The 15,952-nt window shown below is 71.2% G+C and carries 33 protein-coding genes; 31 read left to right on the top strand and 2 right to left on the bottom strand.

The genetic code is table 11. From position 1 onward, the window contains the following. The first annotated feature begins 49 nt into the window (after positions 1 to 49). The 12 genes from ACQEVJ_RS40010 to ACQEVJ_RS39955 all read left to right on the top strand — a co-directional run bounded on the left by ACQEVJ_RS40010 (position 50) and on the right by ACQEVJ_RS39955 (position 5,535). The gene (locus tag ACQEVJ_RS40010) at positions 50 to 598 is read left to right on the top strand and encodes a hypothetical protein (protein WP_433109889.1); all 549 of its coding nucleotides are present in this window, start codon (positions 50 to 52) and stop codon (positions 596 to 598) included. Next, on the top strand, positions 598 to 1,371 hold the full coding sequence (locus ACQEVJ_RS40005; RefSeq protein ID WP_433109888.1) for a hypothetical protein: 774 nt from the start codon (positions 598 to 600) through the stop codon (positions 1,369 to 1,371). The genes ACQEVJ_RS40010 and ACQEVJ_RS40005 overlap by 1 nt, the downstream gene beginning before the upstream one ends. Then, on the top strand, positions 1,364 to 1,801 hold the full coding sequence (locus ACQEVJ_RS40000) for a hypothetical protein (protein WP_433109887.1): 438 nt from the start codon (positions 1,364 to 1,366) through the stop codon (positions 1,799 to 1,801). Before ACQEVJ_RS40005 ends, ACQEVJ_RS40000 begins: the two co-directional genes overlap by 8 nt. After that, on the top strand, positions 1,798 to 2,019 hold the full coding sequence (locus tag ACQEVJ_RS39995; protein ID WP_433109886.1) for a hypothetical protein: 222 nt from the start codon (positions 1,798 to 1,800) through the stop codon (positions 2,017 to 2,019). The genes ACQEVJ_RS40000 and ACQEVJ_RS39995 overlap by 4 nt, the downstream gene beginning before the upstream one ends. Then, positions 2,019 to 2,405 (top strand): hypothetical protein, encoded by a 387-nt coding sequence (locus tag ACQEVJ_RS39990; protein WP_433109885.1) that lies wholly within the window; start codon positions 2,019 to 2,021, stop codon positions 2,403 to 2,405. The genes ACQEVJ_RS39995 and ACQEVJ_RS39990 overlap by 1 nt, the downstream gene beginning before the upstream one ends. Then, the gene (locus ACQEVJ_RS39985; protein ID WP_433109884.1) at positions 2,405 to 3,451 is read left to right on the top strand and encodes a ParB/RepB/Spo0J family partition protein; all 1,047 of its coding nucleotides are present in this window, start codon (positions 2,405 to 2,407) and stop codon (positions 3,449 to 3,451) included. Before ACQEVJ_RS39990 ends, ACQEVJ_RS39985 begins: the two co-directional genes overlap by 1 nt. After that, positions 3,451 to 3,612: a hypothetical protein gene (locus tag ACQEVJ_RS39980; RefSeq protein WP_433109883.1), complete on the top strand. Its 162-nt coding sequence runs from the start codon at positions 3,451 to 3,453 to the stop codon at positions 3,610 to 3,612. The genes ACQEVJ_RS39985 and ACQEVJ_RS39980 overlap by 1 nt, the downstream gene beginning before the upstream one ends. Beyond that, the gene (locus ACQEVJ_RS39975) at positions 3,609 to 3,797 is read left to right on the top strand and encodes a hypothetical protein (RefSeq protein ID WP_433109882.1); all 189 of its coding nucleotides are present in this window, start codon (positions 3,609 to 3,611) and stop codon (positions 3,795 to 3,797) included. The genes ACQEVJ_RS39980 and ACQEVJ_RS39975 overlap by 4 nt, the downstream gene beginning before the upstream one ends. Continuing rightward, positions 3,790 to 4,374 (top strand): winged helix-turn-helix domain-containing protein, encoded by a 585-nt coding sequence (locus ACQEVJ_RS39970; protein WP_433109881.1) that lies wholly within the window; start codon positions 3,790 to 3,792, stop codon positions 4,372 to 4,374. The genes ACQEVJ_RS39975 and ACQEVJ_RS39970 overlap by 8 nt, the downstream gene beginning before the upstream one ends. Before the next feature lie 111 nt (positions 4,375 to 4,485). Beyond that, on the top strand, positions 4,486 to 4,719 hold the full coding sequence (locus ACQEVJ_RS39965; protein ID WP_433109880.1) for a hypothetical protein: 234 nt from the start codon (positions 4,486 to 4,488) through the stop codon (positions 4,717 to 4,719). A 19-nt stretch (positions 4,720 to 4,738) separates the two neighbouring features. Beyond that, positions 4,739 to 4,957, top strand: coding sequence for a hypothetical protein (locus tag ACQEVJ_RS39960; protein WP_433109879.1), 219 nt, complete (start codon positions 4,739 to 4,741; stop codon positions 4,955 to 4,957). Further along, positions 4,957 to 5,535, top strand: coding sequence for a helix-turn-helix domain-containing protein (locus ACQEVJ_RS39955; RefSeq protein WP_433109878.1), 579 nt, complete (start codon positions 4,957 to 4,959; stop codon positions 5,533 to 5,535). Before ACQEVJ_RS39960 ends, ACQEVJ_RS39955 begins: the two co-directional genes overlap by 1 nt. A 14-nt stretch (positions 5,536 to 5,549) precedes the next feature. Here the strand turns inward: ACQEVJ_RS39955 and ACQEVJ_RS39950 are convergent, their stop codons facing one another. Beyond that, complete coding sequence (locus tag ACQEVJ_RS39950) at positions 5,550 to 5,780, bottom strand: hypothetical protein (RefSeq protein ID WP_433109877.1); 231 nt, start codon at positions 5,778 to 5,780, stop codon at positions 5,550 to 5,552. A gap of 227 nt (positions 5,781 to 6,007) precedes the next feature. Between ACQEVJ_RS39950 and ACQEVJ_RS39945 the strand changes: the two genes are divergently transcribed. The 17 genes from ACQEVJ_RS39945 to ACQEVJ_RS39865 all read left to right on the top strand — a co-directional run bounded on the left by ACQEVJ_RS39945 (position 6,008) and on the right by ACQEVJ_RS39865 (position 14,292). After that, positions 6,008 to 7,009 (top strand): hypothetical protein, encoded by a 1,002-nt coding sequence (locus tag ACQEVJ_RS39945; RefSeq protein WP_433109876.1) that lies wholly within the window; start codon positions 6,008 to 6,010, stop codon positions 7,007 to 7,009. Beyond that, a complete protein-coding gene (locus ACQEVJ_RS39940) occupies positions 7,009 to 7,221 on the top strand; it encodes a hypothetical protein (protein ID WP_433109875.1) in 213 nt (70 codons plus the stop codon). The genes ACQEVJ_RS39945 and ACQEVJ_RS39940 overlap by 1 nt, the downstream gene beginning before the upstream one ends. Next, positions 7,218 to 7,472 carry a hypothetical protein gene (locus tag ACQEVJ_RS39935; protein WP_433109874.1) on the top strand — a complete coding sequence of 85 codons (255 nt, stop codon included), beginning with the start codon at positions 7,218 to 7,220 and terminating at the stop codon, positions 7,470 to 7,472. Before ACQEVJ_RS39940 ends, ACQEVJ_RS39935 begins: the two co-directional genes overlap by 4 nt. Beyond that, on the top strand, positions 7,469 to 7,837 hold the full coding sequence (locus ACQEVJ_RS39930; RefSeq protein WP_433109873.1) for a hypothetical protein: 369 nt from the start codon (positions 7,469 to 7,471) through the stop codon (positions 7,835 to 7,837). The genes ACQEVJ_RS39935 and ACQEVJ_RS39930 overlap by 4 nt, the downstream gene beginning before the upstream one ends. Beyond that, positions 7,834 to 8,367: a hypothetical protein gene (locus ACQEVJ_RS39925; protein ID WP_433109872.1), complete on the top strand. Its 534-nt coding sequence runs from the start codon at positions 7,834 to 7,836 to the stop codon at positions 8,365 to 8,367. Before ACQEVJ_RS39930 ends, ACQEVJ_RS39925 begins: the two co-directional genes overlap by 4 nt. Beyond that, positions 8,364 to 8,873 (top strand): hypothetical protein, encoded by a 510-nt coding sequence (locus tag ACQEVJ_RS39920; protein WP_433109871.1) that lies wholly within the window; start codon positions 8,364 to 8,366, stop codon positions 8,871 to 8,873. Before ACQEVJ_RS39925 ends, ACQEVJ_RS39920 begins: the two co-directional genes overlap by 4 nt. Beyond that, complete coding sequence (locus ACQEVJ_RS39915) at positions 8,866 to 9,213, top strand: hypothetical protein (RefSeq protein ID WP_433109870.1); 348 nt, start codon at positions 8,866 to 8,868, stop codon at positions 9,211 to 9,213. Before ACQEVJ_RS39920 ends, ACQEVJ_RS39915 begins: the two co-directional genes overlap by 8 nt. Then, positions 9,206 to 9,709, top strand: a complete 504-nt coding sequence (locus ACQEVJ_RS39910) for a hypothetical protein (protein WP_433109869.1) — start codon at positions 9,206 to 9,208, stop codon at positions 9,707 to 9,709. Before ACQEVJ_RS39915 ends, ACQEVJ_RS39910 begins: the two co-directional genes overlap by 8 nt. Next, positions 9,702 to 10,151, top strand: coding sequence for a helix-turn-helix domain-containing protein (locus ACQEVJ_RS39905; RefSeq protein ID WP_433109868.1), 450 nt, complete (start codon positions 9,702 to 9,704; stop codon positions 10,149 to 10,151). The genes ACQEVJ_RS39910 and ACQEVJ_RS39905 overlap by 8 nt, the downstream gene beginning before the upstream one ends. Beyond that, positions 10,144 to 10,593, top strand: coding sequence for a hypothetical protein (locus ACQEVJ_RS39900; protein WP_433109867.1), 450 nt, complete (start codon positions 10,144 to 10,146; stop codon positions 10,591 to 10,593). Before ACQEVJ_RS39905 ends, ACQEVJ_RS39900 begins: the two co-directional genes overlap by 8 nt. After that, positions 10,586 to 11,215, top strand: coding sequence for a DUF5662 family protein (locus ACQEVJ_RS39895; protein WP_433109866.1), 630 nt, complete (start codon positions 10,586 to 10,588; stop codon positions 11,213 to 11,215). Before ACQEVJ_RS39900 ends, ACQEVJ_RS39895 begins: the two co-directional genes overlap by 8 nt. Next, the gene (locus tag ACQEVJ_RS39890; protein WP_433109865.1) at positions 11,208 to 11,474 is read left to right on the top strand and encodes a hypothetical protein; all 267 of its coding nucleotides are present in this window, start codon (positions 11,208 to 11,210) and stop codon (positions 11,472 to 11,474) included. The genes ACQEVJ_RS39895 and ACQEVJ_RS39890 overlap by 8 nt, the downstream gene beginning before the upstream one ends. 31 nt (positions 11,475 to 11,505) lie before the next feature. Then, the gene (locus ACQEVJ_RS39885; RefSeq protein WP_433109864.1) at positions 11,506 to 12,372 is read left to right on the top strand and encodes a hypothetical protein; all 867 of its coding nucleotides are present in this window, start codon (positions 11,506 to 11,508) and stop codon (positions 12,370 to 12,372) included. A gap of 18 nt (positions 12,373 to 12,390) precedes the next feature. Continuing rightward, positions 12,391 to 12,672, top strand: a complete 282-nt coding sequence (locus tag ACQEVJ_RS39880) for a hypothetical protein (RefSeq protein ID WP_433109863.1) — start codon at positions 12,391 to 12,393, stop codon at positions 12,670 to 12,672. Between the two features lie 38 nt (positions 12,673 to 12,710). Then, a complete protein-coding gene (locus ACQEVJ_RS39875; protein WP_433109862.1) occupies positions 12,711 to 13,016 on the top strand; it encodes a hypothetical protein in 306 nt (101 codons plus the stop codon). Continuing rightward, the gene (gene thyX / locus ACQEVJ_RS39870) at positions 13,000 to 13,785 is read left to right on the top strand and encodes an FAD-dependent thymidylate synthase (RefSeq protein ID WP_433109861.1); all 786 of its coding nucleotides are present in this window, start codon (positions 13,000 to 13,002) and stop codon (positions 13,783 to 13,785) included. Before ACQEVJ_RS39875 ends, thyX begins: the two co-directional genes overlap by 17 nt. Before the next feature lie 84 nt (positions 13,786 to 13,869). Beyond that, a complete protein-coding gene (locus ACQEVJ_RS39865; RefSeq protein ID WP_433109860.1) occupies positions 13,870 to 14,292 on the top strand; it encodes a hypothetical protein in 423 nt (140 codons plus the stop codon). A 96-nt stretch (positions 14,293 to 14,388) separates the two neighbouring features. Here the strand turns inward: ACQEVJ_RS39865 and ACQEVJ_RS39860 are convergent, their stop codons facing one another. After that, the gene (locus tag ACQEVJ_RS39860) at positions 14,389 to 15,084 is read right to left on the bottom strand and encodes a PASTA domain-containing protein (RefSeq protein WP_433109859.1); all 696 of its coding nucleotides are present in this window, start codon (positions 15,082 to 15,084) and stop codon (positions 14,389 to 14,391) included. A gap of 132 nt (positions 15,085 to 15,216) precedes the next feature. On the opposite strand from ACQEVJ_RS39860, the gene ACQEVJ_RS39855 reads away from it, so the two are divergent. Both ACQEVJ_RS39855 and ACQEVJ_RS39850 read left to right on the top strand, forming a co-directional pair. Then, a complete protein-coding gene (locus ACQEVJ_RS39855; RefSeq protein ID WP_433109858.1) occupies positions 15,217 to 15,375 on the top strand; it encodes a hypothetical protein in 159 nt (52 codons plus the stop codon). Positions 15,376 to 15,478: 103 nt separating this feature from the next. Beyond that, on the top strand, positions 15,479 to 15,784 hold the full coding sequence (locus tag ACQEVJ_RS39850) for a hypothetical protein (protein WP_433109857.1): 306 nt from the start codon (positions 15,479 to 15,481) through the stop codon (positions 15,782 to 15,784). Positions 15,785 to 15,952 lie beyond the last annotated feature (168 nt).

The raw sequence follows: 15,952 nt of genomic DNA, 5'->3' as shown, positions 1-15,952 counted from the left end.
CAGCGGGACCCCTAACAACCTCATCCCCACTCCTGATCGGAGACCCCAGATGTCCACCACCGCCTTCCAGCACCCGTACACCGACCAGCAGCATCCAGCCCCGGCCGCGCCGAAGAAGAGGCTCACGGCCGCCGGCGAGAGCGACCTGCGGGAGCTGATCGACGCCGACCAGACCGCCCTGAACGAGCGCCTCATGCGCCGCGGCCAGTTGCTGGCGGAGCTGGAGTCGACCGACGAGGTGATCGCCGAGCTGCGCGAGTCGATCGACCGCAAGCGCAGGCGCCTGTCCGGCGACGTGATCTCGCTCCTGCCGACCGACGTTCACGTCGCGCCGAACGCCGCACCGCCGTTCGGCGGGCAGGGCGACCCCCGCCAGCACGCGGCCGCGTTCGGCGGCCCGGAGGACCGGATCTCCGTGATTCCGCCGATCCAGCCGTGCCCGGTCTGCGGTGACGTGATGCTGATCGACCCGCAGCGCGGCCCGATCCACCAGGAGCCGGACGGCTGGGTGCGCGCCGGCGAGGAGTGCCGCCGCCGACCGGCCGACCAGACCTCGGTCATGCCGCCGTCGGAGCTGTCCGACGGGGCGACGGTCTGATGGCACCCCTGACCGACGAGCGTCGCGCCGAGATCCAGGCCGCACTGGACGCCGTGCCGGCTCCGCCGTGGCACTGGATCGGCGACACCAAGCACCAGGGCCCCATGCTCGCCACCAAGCACTCCGGGTGGATCTACGTGATGGGCTTCAAGCGGCTCGGCATGCATGGCGCTCAGCCCGCCTTCCCCGTCAAGGGACCGGACGGATACCTGCTGATCACTCCGTGTCGGGAGATCGAGGAGCGCAGCTCCGTGGCGGCCAAGGAGGTCGCGATCCCGCGCGCTCCCTACGACCCGGATACGGTGCGCGGCATCGACAACCCGGTGGCCAAGTGGCTGGAGCACTCGGCGCAGTACGCGAAGGAGCTGTTGTCCCAGGTCGAGTGGTTGCGGGCCAAGCTCGACGCCCCGTGCGGGTCATGCCACCCCTGCACGAACTACGCGGACGAGACGTGGCGTGCGGCTGGCCGGACGCCCCCGCACGTCGCCGAGTGGGACGAACGCCGCGCCGAGCTGGAGCGGCTCAAGGAGCAGCGGGCGGCCCTGATCGCCCTGCACGAGTATGACGAGCTGATCTTCGGCGGGTTCATCTGCCTGCACTGCACCCCGGATGAGTGCGACGACCCGGACGACAACGTCATGTGGCCGTGCCCGTCCCTGCGCGCCGTGGGCATGACCGACGACGAGGCCATCGCGCTGATCGAGGCGCGACGGGCTGAGATCGAGAAGGCCGCTCGGGAGCGCGCCGAGGCCAGGGCGGTGACCGGTGGCTGAGCTTAACCAGGCCCCGGCCGCCGAGGGCGCCTACCCGTCCACGATCGAGCGCGCGGCCCAGGTGCCGCAGTACGTGTCCGCCCTGTCGACCGCCGCGATGGTGACGCTGATCGCGGGCGTGGCGGTCGTGACTGAGTCCGTGATCGTCATCGTCGCGATGGTCGCGCTCGCCATGGTCGCCGGCCTGTGGGGCAGCGTCTTCGGCCACGGGCTCGGCCGAGCCGTCATGGAGCACCGGGTGCGCGCCGCGGACGCGACGGTTGCCCGACTGCGGGAGGAGTCCGGCCGCCAGGAGGCGGACCTCGTCCGGGTCTCCCACGAGATCGAGGCCCTGGCGGACGAGTGGGCGCACATGGCCCCTGCGATCCCCGAGCGCTGCGTGCGCCAACTGCGTGAGCTGCTGTCGATCCGGATGGAGGACGTCCGGTGAACCGTGGCCATGACCTGCTGGTGGTTGGCCTGGCGGCGGGGTTCTTCTCCCTGCTCCTCGGCGGGATCCGCCTCTGGGGCGCCTGGGACGCCTGGAAGGCACGCCGCCGTACGGCCGCAACCGCCGCCCAGTTCGAGGAGATCGTGACTGCGGAGACCCGGGCGAGCTTCAGCGAGATCGTGGCCGACCTGCACGACGTGTTCCCCGAGGAGCACTGATGTACGGCTCGCGGATCTGGCTGTGGTTGAGCACGAAGCGCCGGCTGGTCGACGACGTGGCCCAGCTGCAGCGCGTGCTCGACCACACCGAGGCGCAGCTCGTGAAGGAGCGGGAGGCGGCGATCCGGCGTCGCCTCCCGGCGGACCTGGCTATCGAGGCCGACACCGCCGTGACGGGCCGGGAAGGCGGATTGGTCGTCGACGAGCTTCAAGCGGCGGCTGCCATTGTCCGGTCCGGCGTTCCCGACGTGGCGGAGAAGGTGCGCGAGCCGTGGGCGGACTGGCTGGACGACCACGCCGTCGAGCATGCCGGCCGCGACTGCATGTTCGCCCCTGACGTCTGCCCGGCGGCTCGCACGGCCCGGGCCCTGATCGAGGACGCCTGATGACGAAGACGATGAACGTGTCCATGTCCAAGGCGCTCGCGCTCCTGACCACAGAGCACACGGTGCAGGAGACGGCCGACCTCATGGACTGGCCACCCGGTGCCGTCCGGAAACTGGCCGAGGGCCGTAGGGGCTGGCTGGTGGGGACGGACGGGCGAGTCACCTGCCCAGGCGCGCCGGGCGGCCGCGTCCCCGACCCGCCTGGGGTCGACGCGGCTCACCTGGCGTGGGCCCGCCAGCTCAAGGCCAGCACCGGCCGGGAGGCGGCACGCACGGAGGACATGGCCCCACCGGCGCGGCTGACGACGGTCGAGCTGCCCATCGACAAGATCCAGGGCAACCCGGACAACATCCGCGACGACGTCGGCGATGTCTCCGACCTCGCCGCCTCGATCAAGGCGCACGGCCTGCTCCAGCCGCTGACCGTTCGACCGCACCCGATGGTGCCCGGCGGCTACGAGCTCCTCGCTGGCCACCGCCGCCACGTCGCCTCGATCGAGGCCGGGCTGACCACCGTACCGGCGATCATCCGCCGCGACGTCGACGACGCCACCGCGGTCGAGGTCATGCTGGTCGAGAACGTCCAGCGGCGCGACCTCAACCCGATGGAGAAGGCCGAGGCCCTCGGCAAGCTCCGGGAGAGCGGCTACAGCAACGCCCTCATCAGCGCGCGAACGGGCATCCCGGACTCCACCGTCTCCTATCTCCTGGCCCTGCTGGAGCTCGACGAGGCCGGACGTGAGCGCGTCCGATCCGGCGAGCTGGCGGCGAGCGAGGCGGTCGCCGCGGTGCGGGAGTTCCGGAAGAAGCAGCGCGCGAAGAACGGCGGGAGCACCTCGTCGCTGGCGTGGGAGCCCGACTACCTGTCCAAGACCCACCCGCTCGCGCGGCGTGCGGAGCGGATGTGTGACGCCCGCGAGCACACCTCGCGCCGGCGTATCGGCAAAACGGCGTGCGGCCAGTGCTGGGAGACGGTGATCCGCCAGGACGAGCAGATCGTCATGGCCGCCTCGCGCCGGCACGACCCTGAGGAGGCAACCCGCTGATGTCCACCTGGAACGGCCCTGCGCACCGCGGCGCGACCAAGGAGCTGCGCGAGCGCAAGCGCCAGGAAGCCGCGGAGCGCAATCTACGGACCATCTTCGAGCGGACGCGGCGCTTCCGTCGACAGCTTGCTGGGCTCGCCGACCCAAGGCTCAGCCGGTGAGCGAGTTGCGCGACCAGTTGGTCGCGATGCGCGCCCGCTGGGACGACAAGCGCAAGGCTCATGAGCGGAGGCTGGAGACCAGCGACGGCGGCGCCACCAACGCCGTGGTGTGCCGGGACCTGTGCGCCCAGGCCGTCGCCGAGCTCGACCAGGTGCTGGAAGCGCTGGAGGTCGCGCGTGGGTAATCGCCTCCTGCGGATCGACACCGACGCCCGCCAGGCGTGGTACGGCGGCCAGCCCATCACACTCAGGTTCACCGCGTTCGATGTCCTGGCTTACCTGGCCTCACCTCCCGGGGTGGCCCGGACGAAGGCCGAGATCTACCGCAACGCCTGGAAGACAGAGTGGTCTCCCGGCGCCTCCAAGTCGGTCTTCGAGATCATCCGTGCGATCCGCCGGGCTCTGGGCGATCGCCATGGCGAGATCATCCGGACTGTGCACGGCGTCGGCTACCGGCTGGACTGCATGCACGTGGACAACCCGCCGGTGCAGCCTGCCGTACGGACCGAGGTCGAGCTCCTGCATGCCACGGTCGCCGACCTGCAGGGGCACATCGAGGCGCGCGCACAGGAGATCGCCGCCCCGCTGATCGCAGGGGCGGAGCGCGCGGCGGATGAGCGGGCGGCGGCCGCCGAAAGCGAACTGGCGGCCGCCCGGCAGCGGTGGGCCGACCTGGAGCAGGAGTTCCGCCGGCAGATCGCCGCGCTGGAGCGGCAGGTCCCTCGGCGGCTCCCGCTTACGGAGGGGGCTCGTGTCGGATGACCAGTCCCCGGACCCTGGCCCGGCCCGCCCTGGCTGGCCGCTCCGAGCCCCCTGCGGGCCCTGCACGCCGCCCGGCGGCCCCTGACACCCCACCTGATGGAGGACCAACCGATGAGTGACCCCTGGATCAGCCAGGGCCGCGTGAAGGCCAAGCGGGGCAAGACGTACGCCCCGAAGCGCGCGCGCCGGGAGCCGGCCCGCGCCGTGTACTCCCTGGACGGCACCCGCGTGCTGGCCGTGGTGCACGGCCACAACGTGACCCCGGAGGACCTCGACCAGGCGCTGCAGTGCCTGCTGTCCGCGCCGAACCGTACCGCGGAGACGGAGGCGCTGCGTGGCCAGTAGCGACGCTGTCGTCGTCCCGGTGAGCGGGACTACTCGGGACCTGGAGGAGGTCGTGGCGGAGGCCGTCGCCGAGCACCGCGGCTGCGTCCGCCAGGAGTTCGGCGCCGAGCTGGCCGCGACGTTCACGGCGATGCGGCCGCGGGCGATCGACGGCCAGGGGGAGCGGGTCATGGACGACACGCTGCAGATGGTCGTCCGTACGATCCGGCGCCTCGCAGGCCTCTCCGAGGTGGGCTGATGCCGGCCCCGCACCGTCTCATGGTCGTGCTGCGGCAGCGGCGCAAGCAGCTGCGGCGGACGCGGAAGGTGGTGGCGGCCGAGCTCGGGGTGCGGCCGGACACGCTGGGCGCGTGGGAGCTGGGGAACGCCTACCCGATGCTGCTGAACGCCGCGGCGTACGCGAACGCTGTGGCGCTGCGGCTGGCCGTCGTCGACACGGCACGCGGCAGGACGCTGTCCAGCGACCCGGCCACGTTGATCAAGGCCGCCGTCGAGCACCGAATCCAGCATGAGGTGTCGCTCGGGGAGATGGCCAAGCGGCTCGGTAAGGAGCGCGAGCGGATTCGCCTCATCGAGAGCGGGGACCCCAGTGCGCTGCGTCTGCTGACGGTTGAGGAGTACATCGAGGCGCTCGGGCTGAGCCTGCTGCTGGTGTTCGACCGGCCTCGGTGCTGCGTCTGCGACCCGTGGTGGTGCCGTACGGACGAGTCGGGGGAGCACTGCGCGGAGCGGTCGTGCGGGCGGTGCCTGCACGGGTGCCCGGCCCCGGACGGAGAGTGCTGCGAGGCGGCTGAGCCCGCCCGGGCGGGCTCATGAGGACGCGGCGGAGGTCAGGAGTCGGTGGCTGCGCTGGCCTCTCGGCGGGCGACGATCTCGGCCATCTGCTCCTCGGTGGGGCGCGGTGGGAGTTCGGCGCCTGGCCGGCGCAGGTGGAACGCGATGTACGCGTTGATGATCTTCGCGCGATCGCTGTCGTCCAACTGGGCCGCCGCGTCCAGGTCCGCCCACTCCGGGTCATCCACCCGGACGGAGCGGTGCTGGGTGCGGGGCTTGTTCGGCACGCGCTCCAGTGTGCTGCCTGTTCGGCCGTATCTCAAAGCCGCCTCCTTTTGGTGTACGTACACCACAGGCTAGGGTGTACGTACACCCCTGGCAAGGGGAACCCAAGCCGCGGGTCTATTCGCCATGCCCTCACCCCCTCCAGGAGGTGCTCGTAATGCCCAACCGCCGATTACAGGCCCTGCCCCCGCCCAGATTGACTCCCTCCACCTGAAAGGCATCAACGCTCGTGGCACGTATCCGCTCGATCAAGCCTGAGCTGTGGTCCTCGCCCGGCATGCGGGGCCTGGACCCGTGGGCGCGGCTGCTGTTCATCGCGATGTGGAACTGGGCGGACGACTTCGGCCGGGGCACCGCGAACCCGCGCGAGCTCGCCGGGTTCGCCTTCCCGCACGACGAGGACATCTCCTCGGCGGACATTCGGCGGATGCTCGGCGAACTCCGCCGAGCCTTCGGGGTGGTCTTCTACGAGGTCGGCGGGAGGCCGTACTACTGGATCCCCTCCTGGGAGAAGCACCAGAAGATCGACAAGCGGTCCGGGGCGAAGTACCCGGCCCCGGAGGAGGGGGAGCCGTGGGACCCCAACCCGGGCAAGCCCACCACCAAGCCGTCTGACCAGCAGGAACAGCCCAAGTCGGAGAAGCCCGCCGAATCCTCGGCGGAACCCGCCGAGACCTCGACGGAGCCCGCCGGAACCTCGGCGCTGGAAGTAGGAACAGGGGAACAGGGGAACAGGGGAACAGGGGAGACTCCGGTTACCGCCGTAGGCGGTCTTACGGTCCGTACCGCGCGCGCGAACGCGACGGCGCCTTCGGCGCAACCGGTCACTTCCCTCGCAGCCCGATCCCTCGTCGCGAGCATCCCCCGCTACAGCGACGCGCCCGGCTGGGCCCGGAAGCGGCACCTGATCCCGATGGTCGACGCCGCGCTGGCCGCCGGATTCGGCCTCACCGCGATCGAGCGCTACGCCGCCCAGGTGGCCGCCGAGGGCCAGTTCCTGCCGCACCAGCACATCCCCGAGCTCCGCGAGGTCCTCCGCCGTCTCGGTCGCGACGCCGCCCTCGAGGACCTGTGCACCGTCTGCGGCCAGCCGTCCTGCGCCTGCGCCGCCCCGGCGGCCGCCGTCGAGGACCACCCCTGGACCGAACAGGACCAGGTCGACTTCGAAGCCGTCCTGAACCACTTCGGCCTCACCCCGGATCAGCTCACCTCCGAGGGAGCCCACGCCTGATGGACCTGTCCGCCGACCTCCGCGCCGCCCAGGCCGCGTCCGCGGCCGCCGACCAGACCCTCGTCGAGGCCCGCGCCACCCTCGACGGCGCCGCCCGGGCGTACGCCAAGGCGCGCCGTCACGCCCCCCGCGGCCGCGAACTCGAGCGCGCCCGCCAGGCGTGGGGCCTGGCCACGGCCGCGCTGGCCCTGCCGTCCCGGAGCCCACGATGAGCGCGCACCGGCCCCGCTGGGTGGCTCTGGCGCAGCTCGGCGACATGACGGTCGAGCAGTGCGCGCACGTCCGCGTCGCGTCGTCCGGCGGGGAGCAGCCGGACCCGCACGACGTGGCCCGGGCGGCCTTCATCGCCGGCCTGGCCCGAGCCTGGCCGGAGCTGGCCCGCACCGCTGATCACGTCGAGGCCCTGGCCGACGTCGCGCTGGACGCCGTCGCCCCGTCCCTTCCACCCCGGAGCGCCCGGTGATCCCCGCCCCGTCGGAGCTGCGCCCATGCAGGGACTGCACCAAGCCGATCCTGTGGACCACCACCGTGGCCAACAAGCGCCTGGCCGTCGACCCGACCCCGGACGAGACGGGCAACCAGGCCTGCTACCGGGACCCGGCCGGCACCTGGCGGTCCCGATCCCTGACCGGGACTGACGCCCGCCCGCCGAAGGACTGGGAGGCCCGGTATGTGCCCCACGTGGCCACGTGCGCGCGTCGGCGGCCCGTCCAGACCGCGCTGCCCGCGACGCCGCTGGCCCGGGCCCCTCTGCCGCCCAACGTTGTCCGCTTCGACCCGGCCCGCCGTACGTCCCCCGCCTCCCGCACCCCAAGGAGCAGGCTGTGATCGCCGCCGTGATGCGCTACCTCGCCGGGTTCTGGAAGGCGAACGCCGACCAGCCCCTCGGCCACCCGGCCGCCGCCGTCGCTGTGCTGACCGCCCCGGCCCCGCCCCGCCCGCTGCGGCCGCTCCCGGCCGGCGAGGGCGCCCTCTGGCTGGAGGCCCTGTACGACCTGCAGGCCGCCCTCCTGGCCCGCATGAACGCGCACGGCGCGAACGGCCTGGGCGGCGAGGCCAAGCTGATCGCCGAGTACAAGCCCGGCGCCCCGATCGACGCACCGACCATGGGCGCCCTGCGCGCGGCCGACCTCGGCGAGCAGGAGCCCCCGGTCTGCGACCACAGCTTTGTCGCGTCCCGCTGCCCGTTCTGCCACAAGCAGGTGTGCGACCTCCCGCACAACGGAGAACGCGGATGGGGCTGCGACCACCGCGCGCACGGCCTGTGCACCGGATTCACCCCGCCGTTCGACACCTATCGCTGCGACTGCATCTGCCACTGCCCCCGCCAGCCGAAATCCCCCCAGGAGGACTCGTGACCCGATACCGCAAGCTCCCCGTCGAGGTCGAAGCCCATCAGTGGGATGGCACCGCCGATGGAGCCACCCACATCATCGACTGGATCCTTGGCAGCGGTTCGACAGCGAACTACACCTGCTCGAACCCCGATCGCTGCTCGGAGACCGACGGCGACACACCGCACTCGATCAGCATCCGGACCCTCGAAGGCACCATGCGAGCCGAACTCGGCGACTGGATCATCAAGGGCGTCCGGGGTGAGTTCTACCCCTGCAAGCCCGACATCTTCGCCACGACGTACGAGCTGGTGCGCCCCATGAGGCTCCTCCAACGCCTGGTCGTCGCCGACGCATGGCTGGTCGCGGTCCTGTCCGCCCTCATGCTGGTCGACCACGCCGTCGACGGCGAGCTCTGGTGGGCCACCGCGTGGTCGCTGATCCTGGCCGGCGGCGTCGCCGTACTGATCCGCAAGGCCGTGGCCGTGCGCGCGGTGAAGGCCGCCACGGAGGCCGAGCGCCGTGGCTGAGATTCCTACGAGGGCGACCCTGCTGGCGGCACAGGCGTACTGCATCCACGGCGATCGCGCCGTCGAGACGTGGGCGCCCTGCTCCGACTGCTATCGCACGGTCGAACTGCTCATCAGCCTGGCCGGACCGATCCTGTGCACCGCGATCGCGAAGGCGATCCTCGCCGAGGAGAAGGCCGGCCCGTCGGCCATCCCCTCGGGCTCTCAGGTGACCTACTGGGGCGGGCTACGCCGCGGCGCGGCCATCGCCCGCCGGGCTTTCGACGACCAGGTCACCCCGGACGTGCTGCAGCAGCTTGTACGAGAGGTCCGTGAGTTCCTGGAGGCCGAGCATGGCTGACCATATCGAAACCGCGGTCCGCGCGGTCCTGGGCCACACCTGGGGTTCGGGCCCGTGGACCGCGCACAGCGAGCATCGGTACGACGCGGAGTGCGCGGTATGCCAGGGCGACGTCGCCGCGATCCTCGCGCTGGCCGCCCCGCTCATCGCCGAGCACGCTCTCCGCGCCGCCACGCTCCAGCAGCACGAGGAGATGGTCGGCCGCATCACCGCCGAGGCCATCGGGCGGGAGCGGCCGAAGCTGCTGGCCATGGTTGAGCAACTCACCGACCAGGCCATGGCGGAGAAGGCCGGGGCGATCGCCGCGCAGGCCCGCGCTGAGGAGCGCAGCGCGGTCGCTGAGCAGCTGCGGGCCATCCCGGACGACGACCAGGGCTTCCGGACCGGCGTTCGCCGATTCATCGACCGGCATGACCGCCTGCGCGAGGGGTCCAGCATCGTCGCCGTACTGCTCGCCGCCGCCGACGAGGTCGAGACTGGAGGCGGCCGTGGCTGACCGCGACGACTACGACTGGGCGGCCCTCGGCCGGGCGATCTGCGCCCGCCGCATCGAACTCGGCATCCCCTCCCAGACGGCCGCCGCCGAGCGGGCGGGCATCAACATCAACTCCTGGAACAAGGCCGAGACCGGCAAACCGGTCGGCGGCCGCATCCTCCAGACGATCGCGCACGTGCTGGGCTGGGAGCCCGGGACGCCGCACGAGATCCTCACCCACGCTTACAGGCGCGATGTCCCGCCCCTGGCCGTGATCCCGCTGCCCACCGGTTTGGACATGGGCGCCGCGATCCTGCGCGCTCTCGCCGACGCCTGGCAGCGCGAGCGCGGCCAGAGCCTCGTCGCGGGCGACATGGCCACCGAGCCCACCCCGTGGGGGCCGGCCATCGTCATCCGCGCGCCCCACGACGCCACCACCGAGGAGACCAACCGCCATGCCTGAGCGCCGCGACGACCTCCCGCCCCTCGAACGCGCCGTCTCGGACACCCTCGACGACCACCTCACCCGCCACCACGGCATCCACAGCTCGTCGACCCACCCCAGGGACTTCCTGGAAACTCTCGCCGAGCGCGGCTACCAGGTAGTCGAGCTCCCGCCGAGGCCCATCTACGAGGGCTCGGCCACCCTGGCGGACGAGCGTGCCACTCCGCTGGACGTTCACGTCCAGGTCCTGGTCAACCCCCGCGAGCCCGCCGGGGACTGCACGGTTCTCGCGGTCGTCGAGCACTACGGCGCCGCCTTCTGGCTCGGCACCCCATGCACCTTGCGCCTGCCCGACGGCCGCGAGACCACCCTCACCAAGGCCATGTCCAGGGGCCGCGTCGTCCAGCTTCACGGGCCCCAGCCCGCGCTCGCCACCACCGAGGAGACCAACCGTGCATGACCCCGCCTACGACAGCCGGGCCGACACGCTCAAGCACTCCCTGCGCGTCGGCGCCCTCATGGGAATGGCGATCAGCGAGCTGGTCGATCGGTCCGTGCGGCACGACCTGTCGAAGACCGAACCGCCCGAGCTGGGCATCTTCAACGAGTTCACGCCGAAGCTGAAGACCTCGACGTACGGCTCGGAGGAGTACAAGGGCTTCCTGGAGGCGTTGGGCGAAGGCCTCCAGCACCACTACGCGCACAACCGCCACCACCCCGAGCACTTCCCGAACGGCGTGAACGACATGACGCTCGTCGACCTGGTGGAGATGCTCGCCGACTGGAAGGCCGCCACCGAACGCCATGCTGACGGCGACCTCGAGCGCAGCCTGGAGATCCAGCGCGACCGGTTCGGCATGAGCGATCAGCTCGCCGCCATCCTCCGCAACACCGCCGCCCACTTCGGATGGATCCCCCCGACCGCGTGTGGCGCCCGCGGCCGCGCCTCGAACGGGGACCGCCTGGTATGCAACCTCCTCGCAGGGCACGGCGGCCCACACGCTGACGGGCTGACAGACCTCCTGGAGTTCATCGGGGATGGCCCCGCCGACGGCGAGCAGACCGGGGCCGGCCGTGAGTGAGACGCGCCTCTACTTCGTCCCGCCGAACGGCGAGCCCGTGGACCTGTCGGACCACGTCACCGACATCAAGAGCGACCTGACCTTCGCCAGCGGTGGCCTGGTCGAAAGTGCCTGGCCGAGCTTCCCGGTCACCATCCGCCTCCGGGGCCACCTCTCCTGGAGTGGTTTCGCGGTCCTGTTCCCCAGCCATCGGCACCCGCGCAGCCGAAGGGTCAAGACGGAGTACCACCGGCGCCGGAGGAACCACAGGTCGCGCTGATGCGACCTGCGGCGACACACATAGATCGATCATGAACGAGGGGGAACGGGTGGCGTACGACGACAGCGACAAGTGGTGCCAGGGGCCGTGCATGGCCGGCGCCCGGCGCAGGCAGCGCGCCTACCAGCAGGCGATGGAGGCGTACCAGGCCGAGCTCGCGGACTACCAGGAGCGCCTGGCCGACCCGGACGCCGACCCCGGCGAGGCGCCGGTCGCCCCCGTGCCGCCGCGCTTCATCCCGATCCTGGGCGACCCGATCTTCGACCAGGGCTGCACCTGGGACGTGAAGTCCAAGCTGTCCCGTCTGGACGGCATGGCGGCGATCGCCGTCCGGGAGTCTGACGGCATGCGCGGCGCCACCGGTGAGCCGGTGGTTTCCCGCACGCCGGGCCACACGTCCCCGTCTCCGACGATCGAGGACCTGGAGGACCTCGAAGGCTGGCTGCGGAGCTGGAAGGCCGCTGTCCTCGGCGTCGACGAGCTCGCCCGCCTCGGCGGCCTGATGGACGCCATCACCTTCGGCACGGCCTGGCTAGCCCCCCGCGTCGAGCGGATCCTCCGCCACCCCGACCTCGCCGTCCCGTTCGCCGAGGAGCTGCTCGCCTGGTACGCCCGCCTCGACCGCTGGGACCCCACCGACGTCACCGTCCAGCGCATGCCGCTGCGCTGCCCCTCCTGCAAGCGCTACACGCTGGAACGCCGTGCCGGCGAGGACGCCGTCCGCTGCCGCGCCGCCGACTGCACCCGCGGCACGATCACCATGGCCGAATACCAGGGCATGGTCGACCAGCAGGCCGGCGCCGCCCGCGTCGCGGCCCGGGCCCAGCAGAAGGCCCGCGCGGACGCGAAGACTCCCCGGCCGCCGGTGGACTACGGCACCCTGAGCGGACGGGCCTGACAGGAGAGGATGAACACCGTGGGCACTCAGATCATCCGGCAGCCGGACGGCCGTCTCGCCGTCTTCGACACGATCACCGACACGCTCGTCCTGTGGGACAAGACCGCAGACGAGATCGTCGAGTGGTCCGCCAACGAGGCCGCCGAGCGGGCCCGCGCAGACGCCCGCGCCATCCTCGAACACGTCGAGGCTGGTCGGCCGCGCCGCGCCTACTTCCAGTTCGCGGTCACCTGGGATGAGGCCGTGGCCGCCGACCGCGAGAACGACGGCGACTACTCGACGGGCCAGGCTGAGCCGTGACTGGCCGGGACGTGCCTGGGGGCACCTGGGAAGAGCGCATGTCCCAGCGGGCCCGCGCCCGCCAGGCCGCCGCCGAGGAAGCCGAGCGTGCGGCCCACCAAGCCCGCTACCGCGCGACGGTGGAGGAGTGGACCGCGCGCCTCCCGGCCCTCCCCGGGGAGACCCGCGTCCTCGAAGGCGACTGCGCCGGCCACCTGGAGCACCTCTGCGGCACCGCCCACCGCTGCACATGCGGAGCCGTACGGAACCCCGTCTGCGTCGTCGTCATCCCCGGCGAGGAGCCCAAGTGCCCGATCTGCGAGGCGCGCGGCCTACGAGAGGAACCCAGTGACCCGGCACGTTGAGCCCGAGGTGTTCCTCGTCGCCCGCCCCGAGCTCGACTACGACGAGCTCGCCGGCTACCTCCAGGAGGTCGGCGGGGAGTCCTGGCTGGAGCGGCTGGAGCGGGGCGAGTTCGACGCCCAGAATCTCGCCGAGTTCGCCGGGCGGCTGTGCTATCGGTCGTTCGAGCCGGGCCTGAACCCGAACGTCACCCGCATCCGGCAGGACCAGGAGGCGTACCTGCGCAACATCCTCGCCTCGGCGCACGGGTCCGTGCTGGAGCACCTCAGCTTCAGCTTCGTCCTGCACAACGTCTCACGGGTCCTCACCCACGAGCTCGTGAGACACCGGCCCGGCGTGGCGATCTCGCAGGAGTCGCTGCGGTTTGTCCGCCTCGACGAGCTGCCGTTCTGGTTCCCCGAGTGGGCGCGTGAGGACGCCGAGCTGATGAAGCGGGCGACCGAGATGCTCGACCGAATGGAGGAGTTCCAGACGTGGGCCGCCGGCCACTTCGGCCTGGACGACGACGGCGTCGAGTTCGCCACCAAGAAGCACCGCACGTCGTTCATGCGCCGCTTCGCCCCCGAGGGCGTCGCGACCGGCCTGGTATGGACGGCCAACGTACGCACCCTGCGGCACACGATCGAGGCCCGCACCGCGCCCGGGGCTGAGGAAGAGATCCGGCTCGTGTTCGGCCGGGTGGGGGAGATCATGCGGGAGGAGGCCCCGGCCCTGTTCGGCGACTACGTGGTCGAGGACGGCGCCTGGATCCCCGGCTGGCGCAAGGTCTGATGGAACGGCTTCCTGAAGCAGCACCATCTGTCGGCCCGGTCTCCTAGGCTCCCAGACATGGCAGAACCAGATGGAATGTTGCAAGTGCTTGTCGAGATCATCAACAACGCCGACGATCTCGACTTCGGCATCACGCTGTCCGCCAACGGCGCGATCATCACCGGGACGCTCGTCTCGGCCGAGGCGTATGGCAGGGGTGTCGCCGAGATGCTCCGCAAGGCCCAGAACCTCGCCGACCCGGAGATCCAGGGGTTCGACGCGCTCTTCACACAGTTCGCCGATCAGCGCCAGGTCGAGCGGGAAGAACGGAAGAGGCGCCAGGCCGCCGCGCAGGAGAACGGTGACGAAGAGGACAGCCCGCAGCTCGATCCGGCGCGCTTCGTCCACCTGAAGAATGCCGTGGCCGTCCTCGGATCGGAGATCTCCGAGGAAGCCCGGAACTGGTGGCGCGTTCGCCTTGAGGACGTGGACGGCTGGTCGGTCGGTTTCATGAGCCGCGGGCGGTAGCACGGCGATCGCCTCGCCCAGCAGGGCGGGGAAGTGAACCCGGGAGCCCTCCGGACGGAGGGTCGCCCGGGTTTCGCGTGTCCAGGGCGAGGGCTTTCAGCACCACCAGTGTCTGCTGCAGAACCTGCTCTTGTGGGAATGGTGGTGGACGTCGATATCCACCCCGCCACCGCCACCGCCGCCGCCGGAGGAGGAGGTGGAGCCGAAGTTGTACCCGATCACCAGCTTGATCTTCTGCCCGACCCGCAACCGCGCCCCAGGCTTCGGCGACTGCGCGATCACACGGTCCTGACCCACGGGCACCGAGGCCGACTCCTTGTTCGACGACGTGACGGACGCGTCGATCGGGTCGAACAGGTCATCCGCCCGATCCTCGGCCCAGCCGACCACGTTCGGCATCGTCCGATGCTTCTTGTAGAACGCCCACTCTTCCCTGGTCACGACCCGAACCGCGACCACGCCACCGGGCTGGACGACCGTACCGGCCTTCGGCGTCATCCGGTAGACGAAGCAATCGGACCGGTCGTCGCAGTAGTCGTAGTCGCCGATGCCTTGCGTCAACAGCTCCAACCCGAGTGCCTCGACCTGGTTCTGCGCCTGGGCGAGCGTCTTCTTCATCAGGTTGGGCAGTGGGCCTGTGCTCGCGCTGGGGGAGGCCAACACCTCAGCAGCCTGCACGGGCTTGTCGTCCCCGTCGCCGAAGACCGAGTTGACGAGGTTCATGCAGCCGCCCATCACGAGGGCCGCGATCATGATCGGCCAGAACAGGTTGACCGACTTTCTGCGTGCCATGGGCTTCCCCCGGGGGTCTGCTGTCGTCTGAGTCCCCGAGTACCTTCTGGGACGCCTGAGGCCTGCCGTGGGTTCACCGAGCCGCCCTGACGGCACCCCGGAAGCGCCGTCACCTGGCACACTGGAGGCATCGTGATTGCCTCCCCTCCGCAACTGCCTGACATCGCTGACGTCCGCGTGACCTCGGACGGCGGCGCTGTCGTGATCCCGCATCTCCTGCCGTTCACTATCCCGGCGGAGGCGATGGGCATGACGGTCGCCGAGTGGCTCGGGCTCGCCGACACGCCATGATCGGCCGCCTACTTGCCGAACCTGCCACCTGCGTGCAACGCTGATGCCAGCAGATCACGTATGCCCTCGAACAGGCCGTTCGGGGGTTTTCGCGTTTCCGGGGGTGATCGTGCAGCCCCAGGACCTCGTCACCCCCAGCCAGTTCGGCGCCGTCTGCGGCGTCCCGGCCGGCACCGTCCGCTCCTGGATCAGCCGCAAGCGCATCCAGCCGGTTGGTCGGATCGGCCCGTACAACGTGTACGACTTCCTGGAGCTGGCCGACCTGGAGCGTGAGATGCGCGCCCCCGACGAGGCGGGCGACTCCGTCCTCGACGCCGACGACGAACCACCCCTCAGCGCGCTGGACCAGCTCCACGACGACCTGGCGCCGCGGCCCGTGCGCCCGGACGCGGTAGTGGCGTACGCGTAGCTCCTCCACTGTCCGGCCGGCGCGCGCCCCGATCCACCACGGCTCCTGGTGCTCCCAGTGCGGGCTGAGGACCTCGGCGACGGCGAGCGTCTTGCCCCACGCCGTCAGCCGGGCCGGAGCGCCGTTCTCGCCCGTGACGACCTCGGCGGGCTCGTTGTACCTGCGCAT

The organism is Microbispora sp. CA-102843 (assembly GCF_050936215.1).
GTDB lineage: Bacteria > Actinomycetota > Actinomycetes > Streptosporangiales > Streptosporangiaceae > Microbispora.
Note: the sequence above shows the minus strand (reverse complement) of the source record. Positions and strands in the feature narration are given on the sequence as shown.

Excerpts from the sequence above, each read along its gene's own strand:
- ACQEVJ_RS39900 (WP_433109867.1), top strand. The coding sequence starts at position 10,144 with ATGCCTGAGCGCCGCGACGACCTCCCGCCCCTCGAACGCGCCGTCTCG.
- ACQEVJ_RS39885 (WP_433109864.1), top strand. The coding sequence starts at position 11,506 with ATGAACGAGGGGGAACGGGTGGCGTACGACGACAGCGACAAGTGGTGC.
- ACQEVJ_RS39990 (WP_433109885.1), top strand. The coding sequence starts at position 2,019 with ATGTACGGCTCGCGGATCTGGCTGTGGTTGAGCACGAAGCGCCGGCTG.
- ACQEVJ_RS39935 (WP_433109874.1), top strand. The coding sequence starts at position 7,218 with ATGAGCGCGCACCGGCCCCGCTGGGTGGCTCTGGCGCAGCTCGGCGAC.
- ACQEVJ_RS39985 (WP_433109884.1), top strand. The coding sequence starts at position 2,405 with ATGACGAAGACGATGAACGTGTCCATGTCCAAGGCGCTCGCGCTCCTG.
- ACQEVJ_RS39980 (WP_433109883.1), top strand. The coding sequence starts at position 3,451 with ATGTCCACCTGGAACGGCCCTGCGCACCGCGGCGCGACCAAGGAGCTG.
- ACQEVJ_RS40010 (WP_433109889.1), top strand. The coding sequence starts at position 50 with ATGTCCACCACCGCCTTCCAGCACCCGTACACCGACCAGCAGCATCCA.
- ACQEVJ_RS39940 (WP_433109875.1), top strand. The coding sequence starts at position 7,009 with ATGGACCTGTCCGCCGACCTCCGCGCCGCCCAGGCCGCGTCCGCGGCC.
- ACQEVJ_RS40005 (WP_433109888.1), top strand. The coding sequence starts at position 598 with ATGGCACCCCTGACCGACGAGCGTCGCGCCGAGATCCAGGCCGCACTG.
- ACQEVJ_RS39875 (WP_433109862.1), top strand. The coding sequence starts at position 12,711 with ATGTCCCAGCGGGCCCGCGCCCGCCAGGCCGCCGCCGAGGAAGCCGAG.
- ACQEVJ_RS39955 (WP_433109878.1), top strand. The coding sequence starts at position 4,957 with ATGCCGGCCCCGCACCGTCTCATGGTCGTGCTGCGGCAGCGGCGCAAG.
- ACQEVJ_RS39965 (WP_433109880.1), top strand. The coding sequence starts at position 4,486 with ATGAGTGACCCCTGGATCAGCCAGGGCCGCGTGAAGGCCAAGCGGGGC.
- ACQEVJ_RS39910 (WP_433109869.1), top strand. The coding sequence starts at position 9,206 with ATGGCTGACCATATCGAAACCGCGGTCCGCGCGGTCCTGGGCCACACC.
- ACQEVJ_RS39860 (WP_433109859.1), bottom strand. The coding sequence starts at position 15,084 with ATGGCACGCAGAAAGTCGGTCAACCTGTTCTGGCCGATCATGATCGCG.